At 69.6% G+C, this 22,327-nt stretch carries 24 protein-coding genes; 17 read left to right on the forward strand and 7 right to left on the reverse strand.

Annotated features, from left to right (window positions below):
- Positions 1-11 precede the first annotated feature (11 nt).
- Positions 12-1,136 carry an amidohydrolase family protein gene (locus tag ACFVDP_RS33040; protein ID WP_383497828.1) on the forward strand — a complete coding sequence of 375 codons (1,125 nt, stop codon included), beginning with the start codon at positions 12-14 and terminating at the stop codon, positions 1,134-1,136.
- Here the strand turns inward: ACFVDP_RS33040 and ACFVDP_RS33045 are convergent.
- The gene (locus ACFVDP_RS33045; RefSeq protein WP_383497830.1) at positions 1,117-1,605 is read right to left on the reverse strand and encodes a MarR family winged helix-turn-helix transcriptional regulator; all 489 of its coding nucleotides are present in this window, start codon (positions 1,603-1,605) and stop codon (positions 1,117-1,119) included. The two genes, ACFVDP_RS33040 and ACFVDP_RS33045, sit on opposite strands and share 20 nt — an antisense overlap.
- Before the next feature lie 116 nt (positions 1,606-1,721).
- Here ACFVDP_RS33045 and ACFVDP_RS33050 point away from each other — a divergent pair, with 116 nt between their 5' ends.
- A complete protein-coding gene (locus tag ACFVDP_RS33050; protein ID WP_383497832.1) occupies positions 1,722-2,537 on the forward strand; it encodes an alpha/beta fold hydrolase in 816 nt (271 codons plus the stop codon).
- A gap of 10 nt (positions 2,538-2,547) precedes the next feature.
- On the opposite strand, the gene ACFVDP_RS33055 is transcribed toward ACFVDP_RS33050, so the two are convergent.
- From ACFVDP_RS33055 to ACFVDP_RS33070, 4 genes are all read right to left on the reverse strand, one after another.
- Positions 2,548-3,543, reverse strand: coding sequence for a heme A synthase (locus ACFVDP_RS33055; RefSeq protein ID WP_383497834.1), 996 nt, complete (start codon positions 3,541-3,543; stop codon positions 2,548-2,550).
- A gap of 128 nt (positions 3,544-3,671) precedes the next feature.
- Positions 3,672-4,439 carry an ABC transporter permease gene (locus ACFVDP_RS33060; protein ID WP_383497836.1) on the reverse strand — a complete coding sequence of 256 codons (768 nt, stop codon included), beginning with the start codon at positions 4,437-4,439 and terminating at the stop codon, positions 3,672-3,674.
- Positions 4,436-5,362, reverse strand: a complete 927-nt coding sequence (locus ACFVDP_RS33065) for an ABC transporter ATP-binding protein (RefSeq protein WP_383497838.1) — start codon at positions 5,360-5,362, stop codon at positions 4,436-4,438. The genes ACFVDP_RS33060 and ACFVDP_RS33065 overlap by 4 nt, the downstream gene beginning before the upstream one ends.
- A 90-nt stretch (positions 5,363-5,452) precedes the next feature.
- Complete coding sequence (locus tag ACFVDP_RS33070; protein WP_383497840.1) at positions 5,453-6,244, reverse strand: aminoglycoside N(3)-acetyltransferase; 792 nt, start codon at positions 6,242-6,244, stop codon at positions 5,453-5,455.
- 196 nt (positions 6,245-6,440) lie between these two features.
- On the opposite strand from ACFVDP_RS33070, the gene ACFVDP_RS33075 reads away from it, so the two are divergent.
- The 8 genes from ACFVDP_RS33075 to ACFVDP_RS33110 are packed head-to-tail and all read left to right on the forward strand — an operon-like array spanning position 6,441 to position 13,045.
- Positions 6,441-7,226 (forward strand): helix-turn-helix transcriptional regulator, encoded by a 786-nt coding sequence (locus tag ACFVDP_RS33075; RefSeq protein ID WP_383497842.1) that lies wholly within the window; start codon positions 6,441-6,443, stop codon positions 7,224-7,226.
- Complete coding sequence (gene sufB / locus ACFVDP_RS33080) at positions 7,223-8,647, forward strand: Fe-S cluster assembly protein SufB (RefSeq protein ID WP_383497844.1); 1,425 nt, start codon at positions 7,223-7,225, stop codon at positions 8,645-8,647. Before ACFVDP_RS33075 ends, sufB begins: the two co-directional genes overlap by 4 nt.
- Before the next feature lie 59 nt (positions 8,648-8,706).
- Positions 8,707-9,888, forward strand: coding sequence for a Fe-S cluster assembly protein SufD (gene sufD, locus ACFVDP_RS33085; protein ID WP_383497846.1), 1,182 nt, complete (start codon positions 8,707-8,709; stop codon positions 9,886-9,888).
- The gene (locus ACFVDP_RS33090; protein ID WP_111666939.1) at positions 9,888-10,217 is read left to right on the forward strand and encodes a bifunctional 3-phenylpropionate/cinnamic acid dioxygenase ferredoxin subunit; all 330 of its coding nucleotides are present in this window, start codon (positions 9,888-9,890) and stop codon (positions 10,215-10,217) included. Before sufD ends, ACFVDP_RS33090 begins: the two co-directional genes overlap by 1 nt.
- A gap of 7 nt (positions 10,218-10,224) precedes the next feature.
- Positions 10,225-10,989, forward strand: a complete 765-nt coding sequence (gene sufC / locus ACFVDP_RS33095; protein ID WP_111666940.1) for a Fe-S cluster assembly ATPase SufC — start codon at positions 10,225-10,227, stop codon at positions 10,987-10,989.
- Positions 10,986-12,242, forward strand: a complete 1,257-nt coding sequence (locus ACFVDP_RS33100) for a cysteine desulfurase (RefSeq protein WP_383497849.1) — start codon at positions 10,986-10,988, stop codon at positions 12,240-12,242. Before sufC ends, ACFVDP_RS33100 begins: the two co-directional genes overlap by 4 nt.
- A gap of 12 nt (positions 12,243-12,254) precedes the next feature.
- Positions 12,255-12,713 carry a Fe-S cluster assembly sulfur transfer protein SufU gene (gene sufU, locus ACFVDP_RS33105; protein ID WP_383497851.1) on the forward strand — a complete coding sequence of 153 codons (459 nt, stop codon included), beginning with the start codon at positions 12,255-12,257 and terminating at the stop codon, positions 12,711-12,713.
- Positions 12,710-13,045 carry a metal-sulfur cluster assembly factor gene (locus ACFVDP_RS33110; RefSeq protein WP_018533312.1) on the forward strand — a complete coding sequence of 112 codons (336 nt, stop codon included), beginning with the start codon at positions 12,710-12,712 and terminating at the stop codon, positions 13,043-13,045. The genes sufU and ACFVDP_RS33110 overlap by 4 nt, the downstream gene beginning before the upstream one ends.
- A 79-nt stretch (positions 13,046-13,124) precedes the next feature.
- On the opposite strand, the gene ACFVDP_RS33115 is transcribed toward ACFVDP_RS33110, so the two are convergent.
- Together ACFVDP_RS33115 and ACFVDP_RS33120 are read right to left on the reverse strand one after the other, a co-directional pair.
- Positions 13,125-13,280, reverse strand: coding sequence for a hypothetical protein (locus ACFVDP_RS33115; RefSeq protein ID WP_383497853.1), 156 nt, complete (start codon positions 13,278-13,280; stop codon positions 13,125-13,127).
- Positions 13,281-13,437: 157 nt separating this feature from the next.
- Complete coding sequence (locus ACFVDP_RS33120; protein ID WP_383497855.1) at positions 13,438-15,723, reverse strand: tetratricopeptide repeat protein; 2,286 nt, start codon at positions 15,721-15,723, stop codon at positions 13,438-13,440.
- A gap of 262 nt (positions 15,724-15,985) precedes the next feature.
- Here ACFVDP_RS33120 and ACFVDP_RS33125 point away from each other — a divergent pair, with 262 nt between their 5' ends.
- The 7 genes from ACFVDP_RS33125 to dapD all read left to right on the forward strand — a co-directional run bounded on the left by ACFVDP_RS33125 (position 15,986) and on the right by dapD (position 22,215).
- On the forward strand, positions 15,986-17,365 hold the full coding sequence (locus tag ACFVDP_RS33125) for a hypothetical protein (protein WP_383497857.1): 1,380 nt from the start codon (positions 15,986-15,988) through the stop codon (positions 17,363-17,365).
- 124 nt (positions 17,366-17,489) lie between these two features.
- Positions 17,490-18,464: a sulfotransferase family protein gene (locus tag ACFVDP_RS33130; RefSeq protein WP_383497859.1), complete on the forward strand. Its 975-nt coding sequence runs from the start codon at positions 17,490-17,492 to the stop codon at positions 18,462-18,464.
- 66 nt (positions 18,465-18,530) lie between these two features.
- Positions 18,531-18,851 (forward strand): DMT family transporter, encoded by a 321-nt coding sequence (locus tag ACFVDP_RS33135; protein ID WP_383497861.1) that lies wholly within the window; start codon positions 18,531-18,533, stop codon positions 18,849-18,851.
- Positions 18,851-19,390 (forward strand): TetR/AcrR family transcriptional regulator, encoded by a 540-nt coding sequence (locus ACFVDP_RS33140; protein ID WP_383497863.1) that lies wholly within the window; start codon positions 18,851-18,853, stop codon positions 19,388-19,390. Before ACFVDP_RS33135 ends, ACFVDP_RS33140 begins: the two co-directional genes overlap by 1 nt.
- Positions 19,391-19,517: 127 nt before the next feature.
- The gene (locus tag ACFVDP_RS33145) at positions 19,518-20,132 is read left to right on the forward strand and encodes an RNA polymerase sigma factor (protein ID WP_383497865.1); all 615 of its coding nucleotides are present in this window, start codon (positions 19,518-19,520) and stop codon (positions 20,130-20,132) included.
- On the forward strand, positions 20,129-21,115 hold the full coding sequence (locus ACFVDP_RS33150; protein ID WP_383497867.1) for a CU044_5270 family protein: 987 nt from the start codon (positions 20,129-20,131) through the stop codon (positions 21,113-21,115). Before ACFVDP_RS33145 ends, ACFVDP_RS33150 begins: the two co-directional genes overlap by 4 nt.
- 107 nt (positions 21,116-21,222) lie before the next feature.
- On the forward strand, positions 21,223-22,215 hold the full coding sequence (gene dapD, locus ACFVDP_RS33155) for a 2,3,4,5-tetrahydropyridine-2,6-dicarboxylate N-succinyltransferase (protein WP_383497869.1): 993 nt from the start codon (positions 21,223-21,225) through the stop codon (positions 22,213-22,215).
- Positions 22,216-22,327: the final 112 nt, after the last annotated feature.

Here is a 22,327-nt window from a genome sequence, read left to right on the forward strand (position 1 = left end):
GGGAGCCCCGGATGATCGAAACGCCGTCCCTCGTGGACCAGTACTGCCACGGGGTGCTGCGTACGGAGCTGGGCCTCGGCACGTTCGAGGCCCACCTCGGCCGGGGCGAGGGGCCGCCCGCACCCGGCACCACGTTCTTCGACACCCAGACCGGTTTCGCGGTACGCCGCTGGTGCCCGCCCCTGCTCGGTCTGGAACCCCACTGCCAGCCCGCCCGCTATCTGGCCAGGCGCCGCGAACTCGGCGTCCTGGAAGCGGGTCGGCGGCTGCTGCGCGGCAGCGGCATCACCACGTACCTCATGGACACGGGCCTGCCCGACGATCTGACGGGCCCAGGAGAGATGGCGTCGGCCGCGGAGGCCGAGGCCCACGAGATCGTCCGTCTCGAACTACTGGCCGAGCAGGTCGCGGACACCTCCGGAACCGTCGAGTCCTTCCTCGCGAACCTCGCCGAGTCGGTGCATGCCGCGGCCGTCGGCGCCGTCGCGTTCACCTCGGTCGCCGGGGTGCGGCACGGCCTCGCGCTCGCGCCGCAGCCGCCGGGGCCCGGCGAGGTGCGCGGGGCGGCCGGGCGCTGGCTGGCGGGCCGGGCGGTGGGCGGGCCGGTGACCGATCCGGTGCTGCTGCGCCATCTGCTGTGGATCGCGGTCGCGTCCGGGCGGCCCCTCCAGTTGCACGCCGGACTCGGCGAACCCGGACTGCGCATCGACCGTACGGACCCGGTGCTGCTCGCCGACTTCGCGCGGGCCACGGCGGGTCTCGGCACCGATCTCGTGCTGCTGCACGGCTACCCATATCACCGGCACGCGGCCCATCTGGCGGGGATCTTCCCGCATGTCTACGCGGATCTCGGGCCGGCCCTCGCGCGCACCGGGGCCCGGGCCGGAGCCGTCCTGGCGGAGATCCTGGAACTCGCCCCGTTCGGCAAGCTCCTCTTCTCCAGCGGCGCACGCGGCCTGCCCGAGCTGCATGTGATCGGCGCCCGGCTGTTCCGTGAGGCGCTCGGGCGGGTGCTCGGCGGGTGGGTGGCCGACGGGGCGTGGTCGCTCCACGACGCGCAGCGGGTCGCCGGGATGATCGCGTCGGGGACGGCGCGGCGGGTGTACGGGCTCGGGGCTACGGACGCAGCCGGCTGACCGACTCCGGGGTGAGGTGCCGGGCGAGCACGGCCAGCGCGTCGCCGACCTCGCGCAGCTGCTTTGGGTCGTCGGTGCCGAGCGCGGTGGCCAGCGCCTCGTCGATCCCCGCGGCGCGGACCTCGGCGACCCGGCCGGAGACCTCCGCCGCCTGCCGGATCAGCTGACGCCTGCCGTCGTCGGGATCGGGCGCCGTCTCCACGGAGCCGGTCTCCTTGAGCTGGGCGACGGCTCCGGAGACCTGGCTCTGGGGGAGGCCGGTGCGCGCGGCGATGGCGCCGACCGACGTGTTGTCGTGGGCGTAGACGTCGCTGAGCACGACCAGGACGGCCCGGGTGCCACCGCGGAACGGGCCTGAGCCGAGAGCCGGCTCGGGCAGCGCCTCCTCTCCGATCTTCATCAGCGTGCGGCCGAGCAGGAACAGCTCGACGGGGCTGAGGGAGGGCGTTGCTGCGGGCTCGGAGCTCATGCCCGAACATTACATCGATTCAGATGAATCTATCTTGATGCATCGAAATAGATGGAGTACGGTGGGGGTGTGCGGCGGCGAACGGGCCGATCCGCGGACATCACCTGGGGGATCCGATGTTTCTCACCGTCGACGGAGCCAAGCTGTACTACGAGGTGCGGGGGAGCGGCCCGCTGCTGCTCATCGCGCAGAGCGGAGAGGGGGACGCCGGTCGCAGCGTCGATCTGGTCGACCGGCTCGTCGACCGCTACACCGTGGTGACGTACGACCGGAGGGGTCTGTCCCGCAGCGAACTCGCGGCGCCGGACAGGGGTGTGCGGCTGACGCAGCACGCGGAGGACGTGCACCGGCTGCTGGCCGAGCTGACCGACCGGCCCGCGCTGATGCTGGGCTGCAGCATGGGTGCCTCGATCGGGCTGCACCTGGCCCTGCGGCATCCGGAGCAGCTGGCCGCACTCGTCGCGCACGAGCCCGTGTCGCCCGCCCTGCTGCCCGCCGACCGCAGGTCCGCGCAGGTGCGGGAACTGCTCGCCCTGCAGCGGCTCCACCGCGAGCGGGGGCTGCCGGCGGCCTTCCCGGAGATGGCGCGGGTGCTCGGCATCGACCCAGTGCGCCAAGAGACCGAGCCGGGCCTCACGCCCATGCCGCTCACCCCGCAGCGCGAGGCGAACTTCGGATTCTTCATCGAGCGAGAGTTCACCGCGGTCGTCCAGGCGGAGCTGGACGTCGACCTGCTCGCCCGCTCCGGCGTGCGGATCGTACCGGCGGTCGGACGGGCCACGGCTCCCGAGGTCTTCGACCGGCAGTGCGCCGTGGAGCTCGCCCGGATACGGGGAGTCGAGGCGGAGGAGTTCCCCGGCGGGCACAACGGGAACACGACACACCCGCGCGCCTACGCGGCCCGTCTCACCGAGGTCCTCGATGGAGGCTGAGCGGCGGCTCTCAGACCGCCGACAGCTCGGAGCCTGTCTGGGCCGGTACGTCCGCCGTTGCCTCCGGGCGCTCGCGCAGCGACAGCACCACCCGCAGGACTCCGATCCAGACCAGCGCCGAGCCCAGCATGTGCAGGGCGACCAGCACCTCGGGGAGGTCGGTGAAGTACTGGACGTAGCCGATGACGCCCTGCGCCAGGAGGATCAGGAACAGGTCGCGGGTGCGGTTCAGAGGACCCTTGGGGGCGTCGACGGCCTTGAGGACGAACCACAGGGCGAAGGTCAGCGTCACCACGATCCAGGCGAGCACCGCGTGCAGCTTGCTGACGGTCTCCCAGTCCAGCGGCATCCGCGGGACGTCGCTGGAGTCGCCGGCGTGCGGACCCGCACCGGTCACCACGGTGCCTACGAGGATGAGCAGACCGGCCGCCAGGACCAGGAACCAGACCAGCTGCTTGATGGCCTGGCCGACCAGCGGACGGGGTGCCGAGTCACCCTCGCGGGTGCGCTGCCACGTCAGCACGGCGACCGTGAGGAGCGCGGTGGTCAGCACGAAGTGGGCCGCGACCGTGTACGGGTTGAGGCCGACCAGGACGACGATGCCGCCCAGCACCGCATTGCCCATGACGACCCAGAACTGCGTCCAGCCGAGCCGGGTCAGCGACCGGCGCCACGGCTTCTGCGAGCGGGCGGCGATGATCGCCCAGCCGACCGCGGCACACAGCACATAGGTGAGCATGCGGTTGCCGAACTCGATGGCTCCGTGGAAGCCCATCTCACTCGTCGCGGTCAGCGACTGGTCGGTGCACTTGGGCCAGGTCGGGCAGCCGAGCCCCGATCCGGTCAGGCGCACCGCGCCGCCGGTGACGACGATGACCACCGTCATGACGACGGCGGAGAGGGCCGCACGCTGGACGGTCCGCCGCTTGGGGGTCCAGCGGTCGGCGATGAAGGCGAGCGGGTTGCGCACCGCCTGTACGGCGTCGGCGCGGGTCAGGTTTGGCACGGGCCCATCGTAGGGGGCCGCTTGTGCGCGGCTTCACGAGGGGGACGTAACTGCGGAATCTGTGACGGGAGTTACGTCACGTTGGCGGCATGTCGGGTCACGCCGAGCGATACCGGCCGCCCACCGCGTCACTCCCAGCGGAAGAACCGACCCGCCGCCCCGAGCCCCACGACCGCCCACACGGCGAGGATGCCGAGGTCGCCCCACGGCATCGACGCCCCGTCCTTGAGCACGTCCCGCAGACCGTCGGAGAGCGCCGAGATCGGCAGCAGGCCGAGCACGGACTGCGCCGCGTCGGGGAACTTGTCGAGCGGCACGATGACGCCGCCGCCGACGAGCAGCAGCAGGAAGACGAGATTGGCGGCGGCGAGCGTGGCCTCCGCCTTGAGCGTGCCGGCCATCAGCAGACCGAGCCCGGAGAAGGCCGCCGTGCCGAGGACGAGGAGAGCCACGACGGCGAGCGGGTTCCCGTGCGGCGACCAGCCGAGCGCGAGGGCGATCACCGTCAGCAGGAGCACCTGCAGCACCTCCGTGACCAGCACGGAGAGCGTCTTGGCGGCCATCAGCGCCCAGCGCGGCAGAGGCGAGGCACCCAGCCGCTTGAGCACGCCGTACCGGCGCTCGAAGCCCGTCGCGATGGCCTGCCCGGTGAAGGCCGTGGACATCACGGCCAGGGCGAGGATGCCGGGGGCGAGGAAGTCGACCGCCTTGCCGGAGCCCGTGTCCACGATGTCGACCGCGGAGAAGAGGACGAGCAGGAGGGTGGGGATGACGACCGTCAGAAGGAGTTGCTCGCCGTTGCGCAGCAGCATCTTCGTCTCGAGCACGGTCTGTGCGGCGATCATGCGGGGGAGCGGCGCGGCTCCCGGGTTCGGTGCGTACGTACCCGCGCTCATCCGCGCAGCTCCTTGCCGGTCAGTTCCAGGAACACGTCTTCGAGGGTGTGCCGCTCGACGGAGATCTTGTCCGGCATCACACCGTGCTGGGCGCACCAGGAGGTGACCGTCGCCAGGAGCTGCGGATCGACCGTGCCGCTCACGCGGTAGGAGCCGGGGGTCAGCTCGGCGGCCGCGGAGTCGGGGGGCAGGGCCTTCAGCAGGGAGCCGACGTCGAGAGCCGGGCGGCCGCTGAAGCGCAGCGTGTTCTCGGCGCCGCCGCGGCACAGCTGCTCCGGGGAGCCGTGCGCGATGACCTTGCCCGCGTCGACGATCGCGACGTCGTCGGAGAGCTGCTCGGCCTCGTCCATGTAGTGCGTGGTCAGGATCACCGAGACGCCGTCGGAGCGCAGATCGCGGACCAGGTCCCAGGTGGCGCGGCGTGCCTGCGGGTCGAGGCCAGCGGTGGGCTCGTCGAGAAAGACCAGTTCGGGTCGGCCGACCACGGCCATCGCGAGTGCCAGGCGCTGCTGCTGGCCGCCGGAGAGCCGGCGGTAGGTGGTGCGTCCGCAACTGCCGAGGCCCAGGCGTTCGATGAGGGCGTTCACATCGAGGGGGTGCGCGTGCAGCTTCGCCACGTGACGAAGCATCTCGTCGGCGCGGGCGCCCGAGTAGACGCCGCCGGACTGCAGCATCACACCGATCCGCGGACGCAGCTTCGCCGCTTCCCGGACCGGGTCGAGACCGAGGACGCGGACGCTGCCGGAGTCCGGCCTGCGATAGCCCTCGCAGGTCTCGATGGTGGTGGTCTTGCCCGCGCCGTTGGGGCCGAGGACCGCGGTGACGAGGCCTGCGCCGACCGTGAGGTCGAGGCCGTCGACGGCGGTCTTGCCGCCGTACCGCTTGACGAGGCCGACGGCCTCCACGACGGGGTCTTTACTCATGCGGGCGAGTCTACGGAGCCGCTGGGAAAGGCCGGTCGGTGGGGAGCGAGGTGCCGATCAGGGTGGCGTGGTGCCGGGGCCGCGGTGGGGCTACACGTCATGTGGCCGATGCGCGGGCAGCCACTTCTGGGCGTAGGCCACCGCGTCGGCCAGCGGGAACAGGCGGGTCTCAGCGGCGCCGACCCGGCCACGGACGACGGGGGTGTCGCGTTCGAAGTCCGCGCCGAGTTCGTCGAAGCGGTCCGCGGCGATCGCCACCTCGGTGACCGGCTGCCAGCCCGCGAGGCCCGGTCGGTCGGCGTCCTCCAGGTGGAACGGGATGCGGTACTCGGCGAGGTGGAAGCCCGTGCAGGCGTCGTAGCCGGCGCCGAGGAGCAGCACGCGCGCGCCCAGCTCCTCCAGACGGGCGAGCGGGCTGCGTTCGCCGAGGCGGCAGTCGGGGGCGTGACCGTCGACGATCCGGGCCGCGCGCGGGCCCAGCGCGGCGAAGGACGTGTGCGGGTGGGCGCTGCGCAGGGCGCCGGGCCAGGTGCGCACGGTCTCGGGGAGCACCCCGACGCCTCGGCTGGGAGTGATCGCCGGGTCGTACTCGGGCATCGTGGCGCGGACCGTCTCCCACCACTCGCGGGGGACCGGCGGATTGCCCCAGCCGGCGGGATCGGTCAGGTCGCCGGACTGCGTGGGCACCGCGAGGGTGCCGTCCGTGCCGAGGGCGTCGCGCAGGGCTTGGACGACGGCGACGGGGCCGCCGTTGACCCAGCCGAGGCTGCTGAGCGAGGTGTGCACCAGAAGGGTCTCGCCGGGTTCGACACCGAGTGCGCGCAGATCCGTGGCGAGGGAGGCGCGGGTGACGAGCGGGCCGGTCGGGTGAGGTGCGGACATGGTGGGCAGTGTCCGCGAGCGACCCCCCGGCGCGCCAGGGGATTTCGGGAGTGAGGCAGCGCATTCTGATCGATCAAAGATCGTTTCCGCAGGTCACGCCACGTGCTTACTTAGGTTCACCTAAGTGATGCACCGCACCGCGCGGCGATCACCTCGCCGCTTGTCAGGCTCTGAGGAATTACGCAACAATGGCGTTGTGAAAAACGTCGGCGAGGCTCAGGAGGCCCCCATCGGGGCCCCGCAGGAGTTCGCGACCGGTGAGCGTTCGGAGCGATCGACACGCAACCGGGTCGCGCGCTCCATCCTGGACCACGGCCCGTCCACCGTCGCCGAGCTGGCAGGACGCCTCGGTCTCACCCAGGCCGCCGTCCGCCGTCACCTCGACGCCCTGGTGGCCGACGACGTGGTGGAGCCCAGGGAGCAGCGTGTCTACGGCGCCCGCACCCGCGGCCGCCCCGCCAAGGTGTTCGCGCTGACGGACTGCGGCCGGGACGCCTTCGACCAGTCCTACGACAAGCTCGCCGCGGAAGCGCTCCGCTGGATCCGTGAGAGCGCCGGCGGCGGTGCCGCGGGGGACGAGGCGGTCGTCGCCTTCGCGCGAGCCAGGATCGCCGCCCAGGCCGTGGCGTACCGCGCGGCCGTGGAGGCCGCGCCGCCCGAGCAGCGCACGGAAGCGCTGGCGAAGGCCCTGAGCGCGGACGGGTACGCTGCTACGGCGCGCAGCGCGCCCCTCCCGCAACAGGGTGAGCAGCTCTGCCAGCACCACTGCCCGGTCGCCCATGTGGCGGAGCAGTTCCCGCAGCTTTGCGAGGCGGAGACGGAAATCTTCTCCCAACTGCTCGGCACACATGTGCAGCGACTGGCGACCATCGCCCACGGCGACGGGGTCTGCACGACGTTCATTCCCAAGAACATCCCCAAGACCACACCCAAGAACCACCACAACGCATCTGCAAGCACGGCCGGGAGGAACCCCGCATGACTCTCCCCATCGAGGAGACTGCCCACCCTGAGCTCGAGGGCCTGGGCAAGTACGAATACGGCTGGGCGGACTCCGACGCGGCCGGCGCCTCTGCCAAGCGCGGTATCAACGAAGACGTCGTCAAGGACATCTCCGCGAAGAAGTCCGAGCCGGAGTGGATGACCAATCTCCGTCTCAAGGGCCTGAAGCTCTTCGGCAAGAAGCCCATGCCGAACTGGGGCTCGGACCTCTCCGGCATCGACTTCGACAACATCAAGTACTTCGTGCGCTCCACGGAGAAGCAGGCGGAGTCCTGGGAGGACCTGCCCGAGGACATCAAGAACACGTACGACAAGCTCGGCATCCCCGAGGCGGAGAAGCAGCGCCTCGTCGCCGGTGTCGCGGCCCAGTACGAGTCCGAAGTGGTGTACCACCAGATCCGTGAGGACCTGGAGGAGCAGGGCGTCATCTTCCTCGACACCGACACCGCCCTCAAGGAGCACCCGGAGCTCTTCAAGGAGTACTTCGGCACCGTCATCCCGGTCGGCGACAACAAGTTCGCCGCGCTGAACACCGCCGTGTGGTCGGGTGGCTCCTTCATCTACGTGCCGAAGGGCGTGCACGTCGAGATCCCGCTCCAGGCCTACTTCCGTATCAACACGGAGAACATGGGCCAGTTCGAGCGGACGCTGATCATCGTCGACGAGGACGCCTACGTCCACTACGTCGAGGGCTGCACCGCGCCGATCTACAAGAGCGACTCGCTGCACTCCGCGGTCGTCGAGATCATCGTGAAGAAGGGCGCCCGCTGCCGTTACACGACCATCCAGAACTGGTCGAACAACGTCTACAACCTGGTCACCAAGCGCGCCGTGGCGTACGAGGGCGCGACCATGGAGTGGATCGACGGCAACATCGGTTCCAAGGTCACCATGAAGTACCCGGCCGTCTACCTGATGGGCGAGCACGCCAAGGGCGAGACGCTGTCCATCGCCTTCGCGGGCGAGGGCCAGCACCAGGACGCCGGCTCCAAGATGGTCCACATGGCGCCGAACACGTCGTCGAACATCGTCTCCAAGTCGGTGGCGCGCGGCGGCGGTCGTACGTCGTACCGCGGCCTCGTCGAGATCGGTGAGGGCGCCGCCGGATCGAAGTCGAACGTGCTGTGCGACGCGCTGCTCGTCGACACCATCTCGCGCTCCGACACGTACCCGTATGTCGACGTCCGCGAGGACGACGTGTCCATGGGCCACGAGGCGACCGTCTCCAAGGTCTCCGAGGACCAGCTCTTCTACCTGATGAGCCGCGGCCTGAGCGAGTTCGAGGCCATGGCGATGATCGTGCGCGGCTTCGTCGAGCCGATCGCCAAGGAGCTGCCCATGGAGTACGCGCTCGAACTCAACCGGCTGATCGAGCTCCAGATGGAGGGATCGGTCGGCTGACCGCCGCCCGACCTCCCCGTCACGACACTCACGTAACGAAAGCGAGCACCACGACAGCCATGGCTGAGGCTCAGAACATCCCGGCCGGGTCGACCACCGCGGGAACCGTCGCGGTCGCCGCGGAGTCGACCGTCGCCACGCGCATGAGCGCGCCCCCGTCCTTCGACGTGCAGGACTTCCCGGTCCCGCACGGCCGTGAGGAGGAGTGGCGGTTCACGCCGCTGGAGCGGCTGCGCGGTCTGCACGACGGCACCGCCGTCGCCACCGGCACCGGCGTCAAGATCGACGTGGAGGCGCCGGCCGGCGTCACCGTCGAGACCGTCGGCCGGGACGACGCCCGTATCGGCAAGGCGGGCAAGCCCGTCGACCGCGTCGCCGCGCAGGCGTACTCGGTCTTCGAGAAGGCGTCCGTCGTCTCCGTGCCCAAGGAGACGGTCCTCACCGAGCCGATCCGCATCGCGGTGCACGGCGAGGGCGGTGTCGCCTACGGCCACCAGGTCATCGAGCTGGGCGCCTTCGCCGAGGCCGTCGTCGTCATCGACCACACCGGTGACGCGGTCCTCGCGGCCAACGTCGACTACCTGCTCGGCGACGGCGCGAAGCTGACCGTCGTCTCCGTCCAGGACTGGGACGACAAGGCCGTCCACGTGGCGCAGCACAACGCGCTCGTCGGCCGCGACGCCTCCTTCAAGTCCGTCGTGGTCACCTTCGGCGGTGACGTCGTCCGGCTCAACCCGCGCGTCAACTACGCGGGCACCGGCGGCGAGGCCGAGCTGTTCGGCCTCTACTTCACCGACGCCGGCCAGCACCAGGAGCACCGCCTCCTGGTCGACCACAACACCCCGCACTGCAAGTCGAACGTCGTCTACAAGGGCGCGCTCCAGGGCGACGGCGCGCACGCCGTGTGGATCGGTGACGTCCTCATCGAGGCCGCCGCCGAGGGCACGGACACGTACGAGATGAACCGGAACCTGGTTCTGACCGACGGCGCCCGCGTCGACTCCGTGCCGAACCTGGAGATCGAGACCGGCGAGATCGTCGGCGCCGGCCACGCCTCCGCGACCGGCCGCTTCGACGACGAGCAGCTGTTCTACCTGATGGCCCGCGGCATCCCCGCGGACGAGGCCCGCCGCCTCGTCGTGCGCGGCTTCTTCGCCGAGCTGGTCCAGCAGATCGGCGTCGCCGACATCGAGTCGCGCCTCCTCGAGAAGATCGAGGCCGAGCTGGAGGCCACCGTCTGATGGCCTTCGTCCGCGCCTGTGACCTGAGCGAGCTGGAGGAGGACACCCCGAAGCGGGTGGAACTCGACGGCACGCCGGTCTCGGTCGTCCGTACCGAGGGCGAGGTGTTCGCGATCAACGACATCTGCTCGCACGCGAACGTCTCGCTCTCCGAGGGCGAGGTGGAGGACTGCCAGATCGAGTGCTGGCTGCACGGCTCCGCGTTCGACCTCCGCACCGGCAAGCCGTCCGGCCTTCCCGCGACGCGCCCCGTTCCCGTTTACCCCGTACAGATCGAAGGGGGCAGCGTCCTTGTTGACGTACGCGCCTCCCTCACCCAGGAGTCCTGAGGCACCCATGGCAACGCTTGAAATCAAGGACCTGCACGTCACCGTCGAGGCGGACAACGCCACGAAGGAGATCCTCAAGGGCGTCGACCTGACCGTGAAGCAGGGCGAGACGCACGCCATCATGGGCCCGAACGGCTCCGGCAAGTCGACTCTCGCCTACTCGCTGGCGGGTCACCCCAAGTACACGATCACCTCGGGCACCGTCACGCTCGACGGCGAGGACGTCCTGGAGATGTCCGTCGACGAGCGCGCCCGCGCCGGCCTCTTCCTCGCCATGCAGTACCCGGTCGAGGTCCCCGGCGTCTCCGTCTCCAACTTCCTGCGCACCTCGGCCACGGCCGTGCGCGGCGAGGCCCCCAAGCTGCGCACCTGGGTGAAGGAGGTCAAGGAGGCCATGGAGAAGCTCTCCATGGACCCGTCCTTCGCCGAGCGCAATGTGAACGAGGGCTTCTCCGGCGGCGAGAAGAAGCGCCACGAGATCCTCCAGCTGGAGCTGCTCAAGCCGAAGATCGCGATCCTCGACGAGACCGACTCCGGCCTGGACGTCGACGCGCTGCGCATCGTCTCCGAGGGCATCAACCGCGTCCGTGAGAACGGCGAGGTCGGCACCCTCCTGGTGACCCACTACACGCGCATCCTGCGCTACATCAAGCCCGACTTCGTGCACGTGTTCGCGAACGGCCGCATCGTCGAGTCCGGCGGCGCCGAGCTCGCCGACCAGCTCGAGGCCGAGGGCTACGACAAGTACGTGAAGGGTGGCGTATCCGCGTGACACAGCTGCCGGGCCTCCTCGACACCGAGGCGATCCGCAAGGACTTCCCGATCCTCGACCGGGTGCTCCACGACGGCAAGAAGCTCGTGTACCTGGACAACGCGGCGACCTCGCAGACGCCGCGCCAGGTACTCGACGTCCTGAACGAGTACTACGAGCAGCACAACGCCAACGTCCACCGCGGCGTGCACGTGCTGGCCGAGGAGGCCACGGCGCTGTACGAGGGCGCGCGCGACAAGGTCGCGTCGTTCATCAACGCGCCGAGCCGCGACGAGGTCATCTTCACGAAGAACGCCTCGGAGTCGCTCAATCTCGTCGCCAACATGCTCGGCTGGGCCGACGAGCCGTACAAGGTCGACCACGAGACCGAGATCGTCATCACGGAGATGGAGCACCACTCCAACATCGTTCCGTGGCAGCTGCTCTCGCAGCGCACCGGCGCGAAGCTGAAGTGGTTCGGCCTGACCGACGACGGCCGGCTCGACCTGTCGAACATCAACGAGGTCATCACCGAGAAGACGAAGATCGTCTCCTTCGTGCTCGTGTCGAACATCCTGGGCACCCACAACCCGGTCGAGGCCATCGTGCGCCGCGCCCAGGAGGTCGGCGCCCTGGTCCTCATCGACGCCTCGCAGGCCGCCCCGCACATGCCGCTCGACGTGCAGGCGCTCCAGGCCGACTTCGTGGCCTTCACCGGCCACAAGATGTGCGGCCCGACCGGCATCGGCGTCCTCTGGGGCCGCCAGGAGCTGCTTGAGGACCTGCCGCCGTTCCTCGGTGGCGGCGAGATGATCGAGACCGTCTCGATGAACTCCTCCACGTACGCTCCGGCGCCGCACAAGTTCGAGGCGGGTACGCCGCCGATCTCGCAGGCCATCGGCCTCGGGGCGGCGATCGACTACCTGAACGCGATCGGCATGGAGAACGTGCTGCGGCACGAGCAGGCGCTCACCGAGTACGCGGTGAAGCGGTTCCAGGAAGTCCCGGACCTGAAGATCATCGGCCCGTCCACGGCCGAGGACCGGGGCGCCGCGATCTCCTTCACGCTCGGCGACATCCACCCGCACGACGTGGGCCAGGTCCTCGACGAGCAGGGCATCGCGGTCCGCGTCGGCCACCACTGCGCGCGGCCCGTCTGCCTGCGGTACGGAATTCCTGCGACCACGCGAGCGTCGTTCTATCTGTACTCCACGCCCGGCGAGATCGACGCTCTGGTCGACGGCCTGGAGCACGTACGGAACTTCTTCGGGTAGAGGACAGGGACTGTGAAGCTGGATTCCATGTACCAGGAAGTCATCCTGGACCACTACAAGCACCCCCACGGGCGTGGCTTGCGGGACGGCGACGCCGAGGTGCACCACGTCAACCCGACGTGCGGGGACGAGATCACGCTCCGTGTGAAGTACGACGGCCAGAAGATCGAGGACGTGTCGTACGAGGGCCAGGGCTGCTCCATCAGCCAGGCCTCGGCCTCCGTGCTGAACGACCTGCTCGTCGGCAAGGAGCTCAGCGACGCGCAGAAGATCCAGGAGACCTTCCTGGAGCTGATGCAGTCCCGGGGACAGATCGAGCCGGACGACTCGATGGAGGAGCTGCTGGAGGACGCGGTCGCGTTCGCCGGAGTCTCCAAGTACCCGGCCCGAGTCAAGTGCGCGCTGCTCAGCTGGATGGCGTGGAAGGACGCGACGGCCCAGGCCTTCGCGGAGGAGGCGAAGACCGCATGACCGAGAACGCTGTTGAGATGAAGCCGGCCTCCGAGGAGGAGGTCCGCGAGGCGCTGTACGACGTCGTCGACCCCGAGCTGGGCATCGACGTCGTCAACCTGGGCCTGATCTACGGCATCCACATCGACGACGCGAACATCGCGACGATCGACATGACGCTGACGTCGGCCGCGTGCCCGCTGACCGACGTCATCGAGGACCAGGCCAAGTCCGCCACCGACGGCATCGTCAACGAGCTGCGGATCAACTGGGTCTGGATGCCGCCGTGGGGCCCGGACAAGATCACGGACGACGGCCGCGAGCAGCTGCGCGCGCTCGGGTTCAACGTCTGATCATCGCTGCTGACCGCTTTTGTGGGGTGCCACCGACATCGGTGGCACCCCACAGTGCTCTCTCACGGGTACTGCTTACCTACCTGCGCAGAGCGCGCAGGAAGGACCGGTACACGGCGATACGGTGTTCGCCGTGCAGCCCACGCAGCGTGACCAGGGTTGCCACGAGGAGCACCAGAGCCACAAGAGCCAGCAGGGCGATAACGAGGGGAATGTGGTCACTCAGCGAGTCCATGTGCCGCCTTCCAATGAGGGTTCCGGACACTCGCCCGGTGCCCCTCAGTGAAGTCCTGCCGTTGAGACCGCAGAGTGGCAAGTCACGGTCGGGGAGGAGAAGGCCCAGCTCATGGGTATGGGTCCGGAATTCCGGACCGGAAGAGAGGGGGATCGACTCAGCGGCGATGACCCCGGTCGGGGGTTCGGGCATTGTCCTTGCGGAACGGTTCGAACCATTCCTCCGGGCGTAGGTAGGCGACGCGCGCGAACCTGTTGACAGCGTCGGTCGGGTCTTCGATGCCCGACATCCAAGGCCAGTAGAGCCAGAGCACGTCATGATCCTGGAAGAGAAGATCCTTACAGTCGTCCCAGTCGAAGTCGTCAGGGGACTCGGGCAGACCGAGGGTCAGCTCGTCTACGAAGTCCCTCTCGTCCAGCGTCATGGCGGAAGCGCTCTGGAGAGCCATGTGCAGTGCCATCTCCTCTCCTGTGCAGGTGGGAGTGGGTAGACGGCCGGCTCGGATGTCCTGGGCCAGATCGTCGTAGCAGCGTGCGAACTTCCTTCGCCACCTGCGGCTTTGCCGCCAGGTCTGGGACGGCAGATCGCCGAGCATGAACGGCCGGGGCTTCTTCGGTTTAATCGCCTTCCCCCCGATCTCTTCGATCGCGTCGTACGTGATGTCACAGGCGATGTCGAGGGCCGCTTCCAGGACCTTGAGGGTGCGTGCCGAAGGCTGCCACGGATTGTCGTCATCCTCTTCGTCCGGAGATTCTTCGCGATGGTGCGAGGTGCCCTTTTCGGGCAGCTCCTTGCGTGGTTGAGGGTAGATTCCCGGTTCGTTGAAATAAGCCTCGGATTCAGGATCTCCGGCTTTTGCGGCCTTGCGGTACCACTTCTCGGCACGTCCTCGTTGATTCTGAAATATGTACTGGTTGCCGAGTAGACGCATGGAATCGGTGTCGCCGGCGGCGATGGCACGCTTCAGCCAGGACTTGGCGCGCTTGGGATCTCTTCTGCGGTGCAGCACGCCGAGAGAACGCATGGCATCCACGTCCCCTGCCTCTGCCAGTGGCCCCAGCGAGCGCTCCCCGACATCGGAGCGGTCGTTTGCGAACGCTGCGAGGGCTACATCGTGCCGTTGATGGCTCTGAACGGCGAGGGCGAGAGCCGTGTCCCAGACCTCCTCCGTCAAGGGAGCGGGCGCCTTCTCCCTCATCACTGCGTCCACGAGGTAGTCGAAGGCCTGCCAGCCATCACCGGCAGGAATCAGATGTCGTGTCGTTCCGTAACGCGCTTCTGTGACCCACGACCAGGCTCGATCGAGTGACTCGGGAGTGAGGAGCGCCGCGTTGCTGCCCGGAAGCAGCCGTTCGTGGAGATCGACCAGGGCCTCGCGGGCGATCGCTCCACTGATCCCAGCGCGAGCGAGGTCGATGGCCGCGTGCACGAGTGCGGCACCGCGGGGATTTCCCTCGACTCGAGATGCTTGTTGCAGCTCTCGCCACAGCTGTGGTCCTGCCGCCAAATACTCGGCGATTCCATGCTCGTTTGAGGCCTGAAATGCCTCTGTCAGTCGGGAGTCACGGGCAGACTCGGCCACCTCTGCGGCACGCAAGATTTCTGCGGGCGACCACAGGCGCTCGACGTGTATCTCGTCGGCCAGATTCAAAATATCTGCTGCGACACTGTCCGTGAGGAGCTGCTGTTGGAAAACATCACGCAGTGTGGCAACCACGACTGCTCGGGCAGAGCGGAGACGTCTGAACTGCTGCATGGTCAGTCCGTGCGTACCCAGAAAGCGCTCCGCGTCATTGAGCCACAGGATGCAGGACATTCCTCGTTGAGCCATGGATACGGCCGAGTCGACGGCATCGGCGAGATCGCCGCTGCGCTGCGGGGCCAGGAGCATGGAGTCCGGTGCAACCGTCTTCATCGCTCGGTAAGCGGTGCGGGTCTTTCCGGCAGCTGAGTCGCCCGTGAGCAGTACCATGCCCCCTTCGCCCAAGAGCCGGCGCAGAGACAGTTCCACCGTGGCATCGACATCTCGGCGTACGTACGGAGTGAGAGCCGGGCCGTTCGGCAGGAGCTGGGCTTTGTGGACGCCCAGTTCCATCGCCGTCCAGTCCCTCACCGATGCGGGTTCCGAAGGACAGTTCCGGGACTCTTTCAGCGCTGCAGCGTGGATCCTCTGCCACTGTTCCCGGTCCATCAAGCCTCGCGTACCGGCGATGTGATCGAGTGCGCGCAGCAGGGATTCGAGGAGATCCCGGGTTTCCGGCAGGCTCTTTCCCCGACGCCACTCACTGACGGATGACTTGTTCAAGTGGGGAGTGCCGCGAACGCGGCTCGCCTGGACGATATTGATGAGTGTGGGGCGGCCCAATCCCCGCAGCGTCTCCTGCAATAGAGAACTGAACTGTTCCCGTGCGCTCTGATGGGGCAAGGGCACGCTCGTTGGCATGGAGTGATTGTTCATCAGATGTCGTTGACTTGGAGTGCAGACTGCTGGATCGGTGCCCTGTGCCGGTCAGGGCCTAAGCTCCACTGCAAGTCTCGAGCCGGGTGCGGGCGCACCGTCCCCACGGCGGCATCCAACCCCAGCCGATCCGCAGTCCTTTGCTGTTGCCGACCCAGCTGTTCCGACGCCGTACGGGTGATCGACACCGGGGGTTGGGGTACGGAGCGGAGCCTTCCGACGGCATCACGTCGATGAAAGGACCACAGTGCCGCACTCCTCTCGGATCGCGCGCCGCGCGGCCGTCGCCGCCGCGGGCGGACTGCTCACCGTCGCCGTCGTCAGCTTCCCGGCCCACGCGGCCGGTACGCCGACGATCAAGCTGTCGACCGCCTACCTCTCCGGAGCCGTCGGCGCGAGCGGCGACCCGGCCGTCACCGTGACCGTCGCCCAGAGCGGCACCGACGCCTCCGCCCTCACTGTGACCGCGTCGGCCAGCAGCAAGACGTCCGTCGCCCAGACCGGCGACGTCACCGTCAGCGGCACCGGCGCGACCCGCACCGTGTCCGTCGCCGCGCGCGCCCAGGGCTACACCGACCTGACGCTGAAGGTGACGGGCACCGGCGGCGCCACGGCCACCACCAAGCTGCACTACGCGGCCTCCCAGGCCGTGCAGAGCCCGGCCGACACCCGCTACTTCACCGGGTCGTCCGACGCCTCCGCCGCCGTCGACGCGGGCGGCGGCTACGTCGTCGTCGCGGACGACGAGTCCAACGTGCTGCGCCTGTACAACGGCGCGGTCTCCGGCGCGCCCGTGAAGACCTGGGACATGTCCTCCAAGGTCGGCGCCGACAAGGAGATCGACATCGAGGGCGCCACTCGCGTCGGCAACCTCATCTACTGGACCGGCTCGCTCGGCAACAACAAGGACGGCGAGTACAAGGCCGACCGCAACACCGTCTTCACCACGACGGTCACCGGCTCCGGCGCCGCCACCGAGCTGACCTACGCGCACTCCTACAAGAAGCTGCGCGACCAGCTCGTCGACTGGGACGAGGACAACGACGACCGCTACGGCTTCAAGGACGCCACCGCGGACGGCCAGGCGCCCAAGCAGATCGACGGGTTCAACGTCGAGGGCCTGGAGTTCGCGCCCGGCTCGACGACCACCGCGTACGTCGGCTTCCGCGCCCCGCTCGTCCCGCCGGCGTCCGGCGGCAAGGCGCTCATCGTGCCCGTCACCAACATGGACAAGGTCGTCGCGAGCGGCTCGACGCCCGCCTTCGGTACGCCCATCGAGCTGAACCTGGGCGGCCTGTCGATCCGCGACATCCGCAAGAACTCCGCGAACCAGTACCTGATCGTCGCGGGCAGCTGGGCCGCCGACGACAACTCCGACCCCTACGCGCTCTACAAGTGGGACGGCGTCGCGGGTGACGCACCGACCAAGCTCCGCGACCTGCCCACCACCGACCCGGGCGGCTGGGAGGCCGTCGTCTCGGTCCCCGACCTGACGGCGTCCGGCCAGAGCGTCCAGCTGATCACCGACAACGGCGACGCCGACCTTTACGGCGACGGCACTGCGGCCAAGGACCTCGACCACGACGAGTGGAAGAAGTCGCGGACGGTCCGGTTCACGGTGTCCTAGACACCCGATCGCACCCGGTTGTACGCGGTCGCACCCGGCCCGGATTCGTACAGGATTCTCAGGCGGCTTCAAGGACCCGCTCAGCGCCGCGCGTGACGGTGGGCGGGTGAGCGTCTGTGATCCTGTGCGACCCCTGTTCGTCGTGGGCTGCCCCCGTTCGGGCACGACCCTGCTGCAACTGATGCTGCACGCGCATCCACGGATCGCGCTGCCGCCCGAGACCCGCTTCGTGCTGCCCGCCTACCGGCGGCGGCTCGCCTTCGGGGACCTGGCGCAGCGCACCAACCGGGCCGCCCTCGCCCGCTGGATCACCGGGCGCGACGAGACCCGCTACTTCGAGCTGGGCCTCGACGAGGAGACGGTGGTCCGGCAGATCACCGAGGGACCGCCCACCCTCGGCTCGGCGCTCGGGATCGCGCTGCGGGCCTACGCCGAGCAGCAGGGCAAGGTGCGCTGGGGCGACAAGCGGCCCGCGTACGCGCTGCACGTGCCGGAGATCCTGCGGCTCTTCCCCGACGCGCAGTTCGTCCACGTCGTCCGCGACGGGCGGGACTGCGTCGGGTCGCTGCTGCGGATGCCGTGGTGGCACAGCGGATTCCACGAGGCCGTCGCGACGTGGGCGCAGGTGATGGACGGGGCCGACAAGTGGCGCGGCGCCCTCGGGAGCGCGCGCTGGCACGAGGTGCGGTTCGAGGACCTCGTCGCCGACCCGGAGACCGAGCTGCGCGGCATCTGCGGTTTCCTGGGCGAGGAGTACGCGCACGGGATGAGCGAGCCGTACCGGATGGCCGGCAGAGCGGTGCCCGCCCGCAAGACCTGGCACGCGCACACCCACGGCGAGCTGGACGTGACACGGGCCGGTACCTGGACGACCCGCCTCACGCCCGAGCAGATCCGGCTCTGTGACACCGTCCTCGGCGACCGCCTCACCGCCCACGGCTACCCCCTGGCCGGCTGCGTGCGCCCCGCCCCGGCCGACCTCGCCCGGTACCGGAAGGTGGCCGGGCTGCGCCGCGCCGCGTACGCGAAGCGCCGGATCGTGGACCGGGCGGTGCGGGTGCGCGAGCCCAATGCCGTCGATTTCAGGGTCGTCGGCTGAGTCCCGTCCGTTGGTGGAGAGGCTTTTTGTGTACGGGCGTACGCAACGATATGTACCCTCGTACACATGGGATACGTTCTGCTGGCGGGCGCCATCGCCGCCGAGGTGGCCGCCACCACGGCCATGAAGTACAGCGAGGGTTTCAGCAGGCTCTGGCCCTCCCTGATCACCGTCTCCGGATACGTGATCGCGTTCGCGCTGCTCGCCCAGACCCTGAAGACCGTGCAGATCGGCACCGCGTACGCGATCTGGGCCGGCACGGGCACCGCCGTCATCGCCGCGATCGGCATGATCTTCCTCGGTGAGGGGCTGACCCTCGCCAAGGTCGGGGGCGTCGTGCTCGTCATCGGCGGTGTCGTGCTGCTCAATCTCGGCGGGGCGCACTGATGGCGGCGCGGCGCTACGACCCCGAGCGGCGCCAGCGGATCATCGACGCCGCGATCCGGGTCGTCGGGGCCAAGGGGATCGCGGGGCTGAGCCATCGCACCGTCGCCGCCGAGGCCGATGTGCCGCTGGGCTCGACCACGTACCACTTCAAGACCCTCGACGAGCTGATGGTGGCCGCGCTGCGGCAGGCCAACGAGGGCTTCGCCAAGGTCGTCGCCGCGCGCGGCGCCTTCCAGGACCCGACGCTCGACCTCGCCGGTGAACTGGCCGGGCTGCTCGGCGAATGGCTCGCGGGCGAGCGCGTCGGCGTCGAGCTGGAGTACGAGCTGTATCTCGCGGCCCTGCGCCGCCCCGCGCTGCGGCCCGTCGCCGCCGAATGGTGCCAGGAACTGGCCGAGGCGCTGGCCGAGCGGACCGACCCCGTCACCGCGCGGGCGCTCGTCGCGCTGCTCGACGGCATCTCGCTCCAAGTGCTGCTCACCGACGGCGCGTACGACGCCGCGTACGCCCGCGAGATGCTGGCCCGGCTGATTCCCTGAGAAATTCCTGTGGAGCGTGAACTCTGCGCGGGCCTGCGGGGAACAGAGGCTGACACGCCGAGCGGGTCCGGGGGAGCACGGGGGTGTTTCCGGGCCCACTCGGCCCCCACGCGCAGACGGAGGATTCGTGAGCGGACCACCGGGGCCCGCCGCCGGGCCCGACACCGGGCCCGGCGGCGACGACGGCCTGATCATCGCCAGATCCCTGGAGCAGCCCGAGCTGTTCGCCCTGCTCTACGACCGGTACGCGCCCGACATCCATCGGTACGCGGCCCGGCGGCTCGGCGAGCAGGCGGCCGACGACATCACCGCCGACACCTTCCTGACCGCGTTCCGCATCCGCGCCCGGTACGACACCGCGCGGGCCGGTGCCCGGCCGTGGCTGTACGGGATCGCCGCGCACCTCATCGGCAAGCAGCGGCGCAAGGAGGTGCGCGGGCTGCGGGCGCTGGCCAGGACCGGGCAGGACCCGGTCGCGTCCGGCTGGGTCGAGGACACCGCCGACCGCGTCGCCGCACAGGCCCCGCTCGCCGACGCGCTCGCCGCGCTGTCCGCGGCCGACCGGCACGTGCTGCTGCTCGTGGCCTGGGCCGATCTGACCTACCAGGACGTCGCCGAGGCGCTCGGCATACCCGTCGGGACCGTGCGTTCCCGGCTGAACCGGGCCCGGAAGAAGGTACGGGCCGCGCTGGGTGCGGACCCGGCGTTCACGAGTGACATGGCGGAGGTGGTCCGGCCGTGAACCTGGACGAGATGAAGGACGTACGGGGCTTCCGGGCCGGGGCGCCGACGCCCGACCGGGGTCGGCTCGCCGAAGGACGGGCCCGGCTCACCGGCGCCGCGCAGGACGGCAGGGCGCGCCGGATCAGGGCCGACTGGCGGCTCGCCGCGGTCGGGGCGGCCGCCGCACTGACCGCGGTCGCCGTGCTGGCCACCGGGATCGGCGGGGACGGCGCCGACCGGTCGGCGCCCGCCGACACCCGGAGGGTGGAGGGCTCCGTCGGCGAGGTGCTGGAGCGGGCCGCGACCGCCATGGAGAAGGGCGACCCGCCCGCCACTCCGCACGCCGGACAGTGGATCTACACGAAGACGCTCTCCCGCGACCCGGGAGTCTGGCCCAAGGACAAGAGCAATACCCAGCCTTCGCCGAGGACGGGCCCACAGGAGTCCTGGACGCTGTACGCGGACCCGCGCTTCGAGAACGGCAAGGAGGGCGACGACCGCTCACCGCGCGAACGCCTCCAGTTCCTGAACGCACTGCCGAGCGATCCGGACGCCGTCCTCAAGAAGATCCGTGCCTACTACCCCTCGGGCAAGGACAACCCCGAGTCCGAGGGCGAGCACGACATGCGGGCGATGAGCGTCGTCCTGGAGACCAGGCCCATGCCGCCGAAGGCCCTCGCCAAGCTGTACCGGGCACTGGCCGCGGTCCCCGGCGCCGAGGTCACCCCACGGCTGGTGCACGACGCCGCCGGCCGGGACGCCATCGCGGTCGGACACGACGAGAAGGGACAGAAGGTCCGCCGGGAGATCCTGATCGACCCGCGCACCTACCAGTACCTCGGCGACCGATGGCTGATCGTCAAGGACTACAAGGAGTCCTTCGACTTCCCCGGCGGCCCGGACGACAACACACCGGACCGGCCGTGGAAGGCCGGCGACATCATGTTCCAGAACGCGCTCCTGGACACGGCGGTCGTCGACCACAAGGGCGACCGCCCCTGATCGCCCCTGACGGCCCCCGACAGGCGACGACGGGGGCGGCGCCCGGCACCTGAGACGCCGCCCCCACGGGTTCGCTCGAACAGGGGCCCGCCGATTAGGTTGGGCCCATGACCGACACGACCCTTGCTTCCCGCTCCACCGGCGCCGTCGCCGCCGGCCTCGCCACCGTCACCGCCGACGGCACCGTTCTCGACACCTGGTTCCCCGCGCCGTCCCTGACGGACGAGCCCGGCCCGGCCGGTACCGAGAAGCTCTCCGCCGACAAGGCCGTCGAGCTGCTCGGCGAGGGTGCCGCCAAGGCGATCGGCCCGGACGCCCGCCGCGGCGTCGAGGTCGTGGCCGTGCGCACGGTCATCGGCTCCCTCGACGACAAGCCGCTCGACGCGCACGACGCGTACCTGCGTCTGCACCTGCTCAGCCACCGCCTGGTCAAGCCGCACGGCCAGAACCTGGACGGCCTGTTCGGTCTCCTCGCCAACGTCGCCTGGACCTCGCTCGGCCCGGTCGCCGTCGACGACGTCGAGAAGGTGCGCCTGAACGCCCGCGCCGAGGGCCTGCACCTCCAGGTCACGTCGATCGACAAGTTCCCGCGCATGACCGACTACGTCGCCCCCAAGGGCGTGCGCATCGCCGACGCCGACCGTGTCCGCCTCGGCGCGCACCTCGCCGAGGGCACCACGGTCATGCACGAGGGCTTCGTGAACTTCAACGCCGGCACGCTCGGCACGTCGATGGTCGAGGGCCGCATCTCCGCGGGCGTCGTCGTCGGCGACGGCTCGGACATCGGCGGCGGCGCCTCCACCATGGGCACCCTGTCCGGCGGCGGCAACGTCCGCATCGTCATCGGCGAGCGCTGCCTCGTCGGCGCCGAGGCGGGCGTCGGCATCGCGCTCGGCGACGAGTGCGTCGTCGAGGCCGGTCTCTACGTCACCGCGGGCACCCGCGTCACGATGCCCGACGGCGAGATCGTCAAGGCCCGCGACCTCTCCGGCGCCTCGAACATCCTCTTCCGCCGCAACTCGGTCACCGGCACGGTCGAGGCCCGCCCGAACAACGCGGTGTGGGGCGGCCTGAACGAGGTTCTGCACAGCCACAACTGACCCCACGAGGTCCTACGGGCGGGCCGCACCCGGAACCCCTTGTCGGGGAGCCGCTTTTTTTCCAAGGGAAGAGCCTTTTCGGGGGGCGATCGGGGGGGGTGGTTACACAGGG

This window comes from Streptomyces sp. NPDC057694 (genome assembly GCF_042799415.1).
GTDB lineage: Bacteria > Actinomycetota > Actinomycetes > Streptomycetales > Streptomycetaceae > Streptomyces.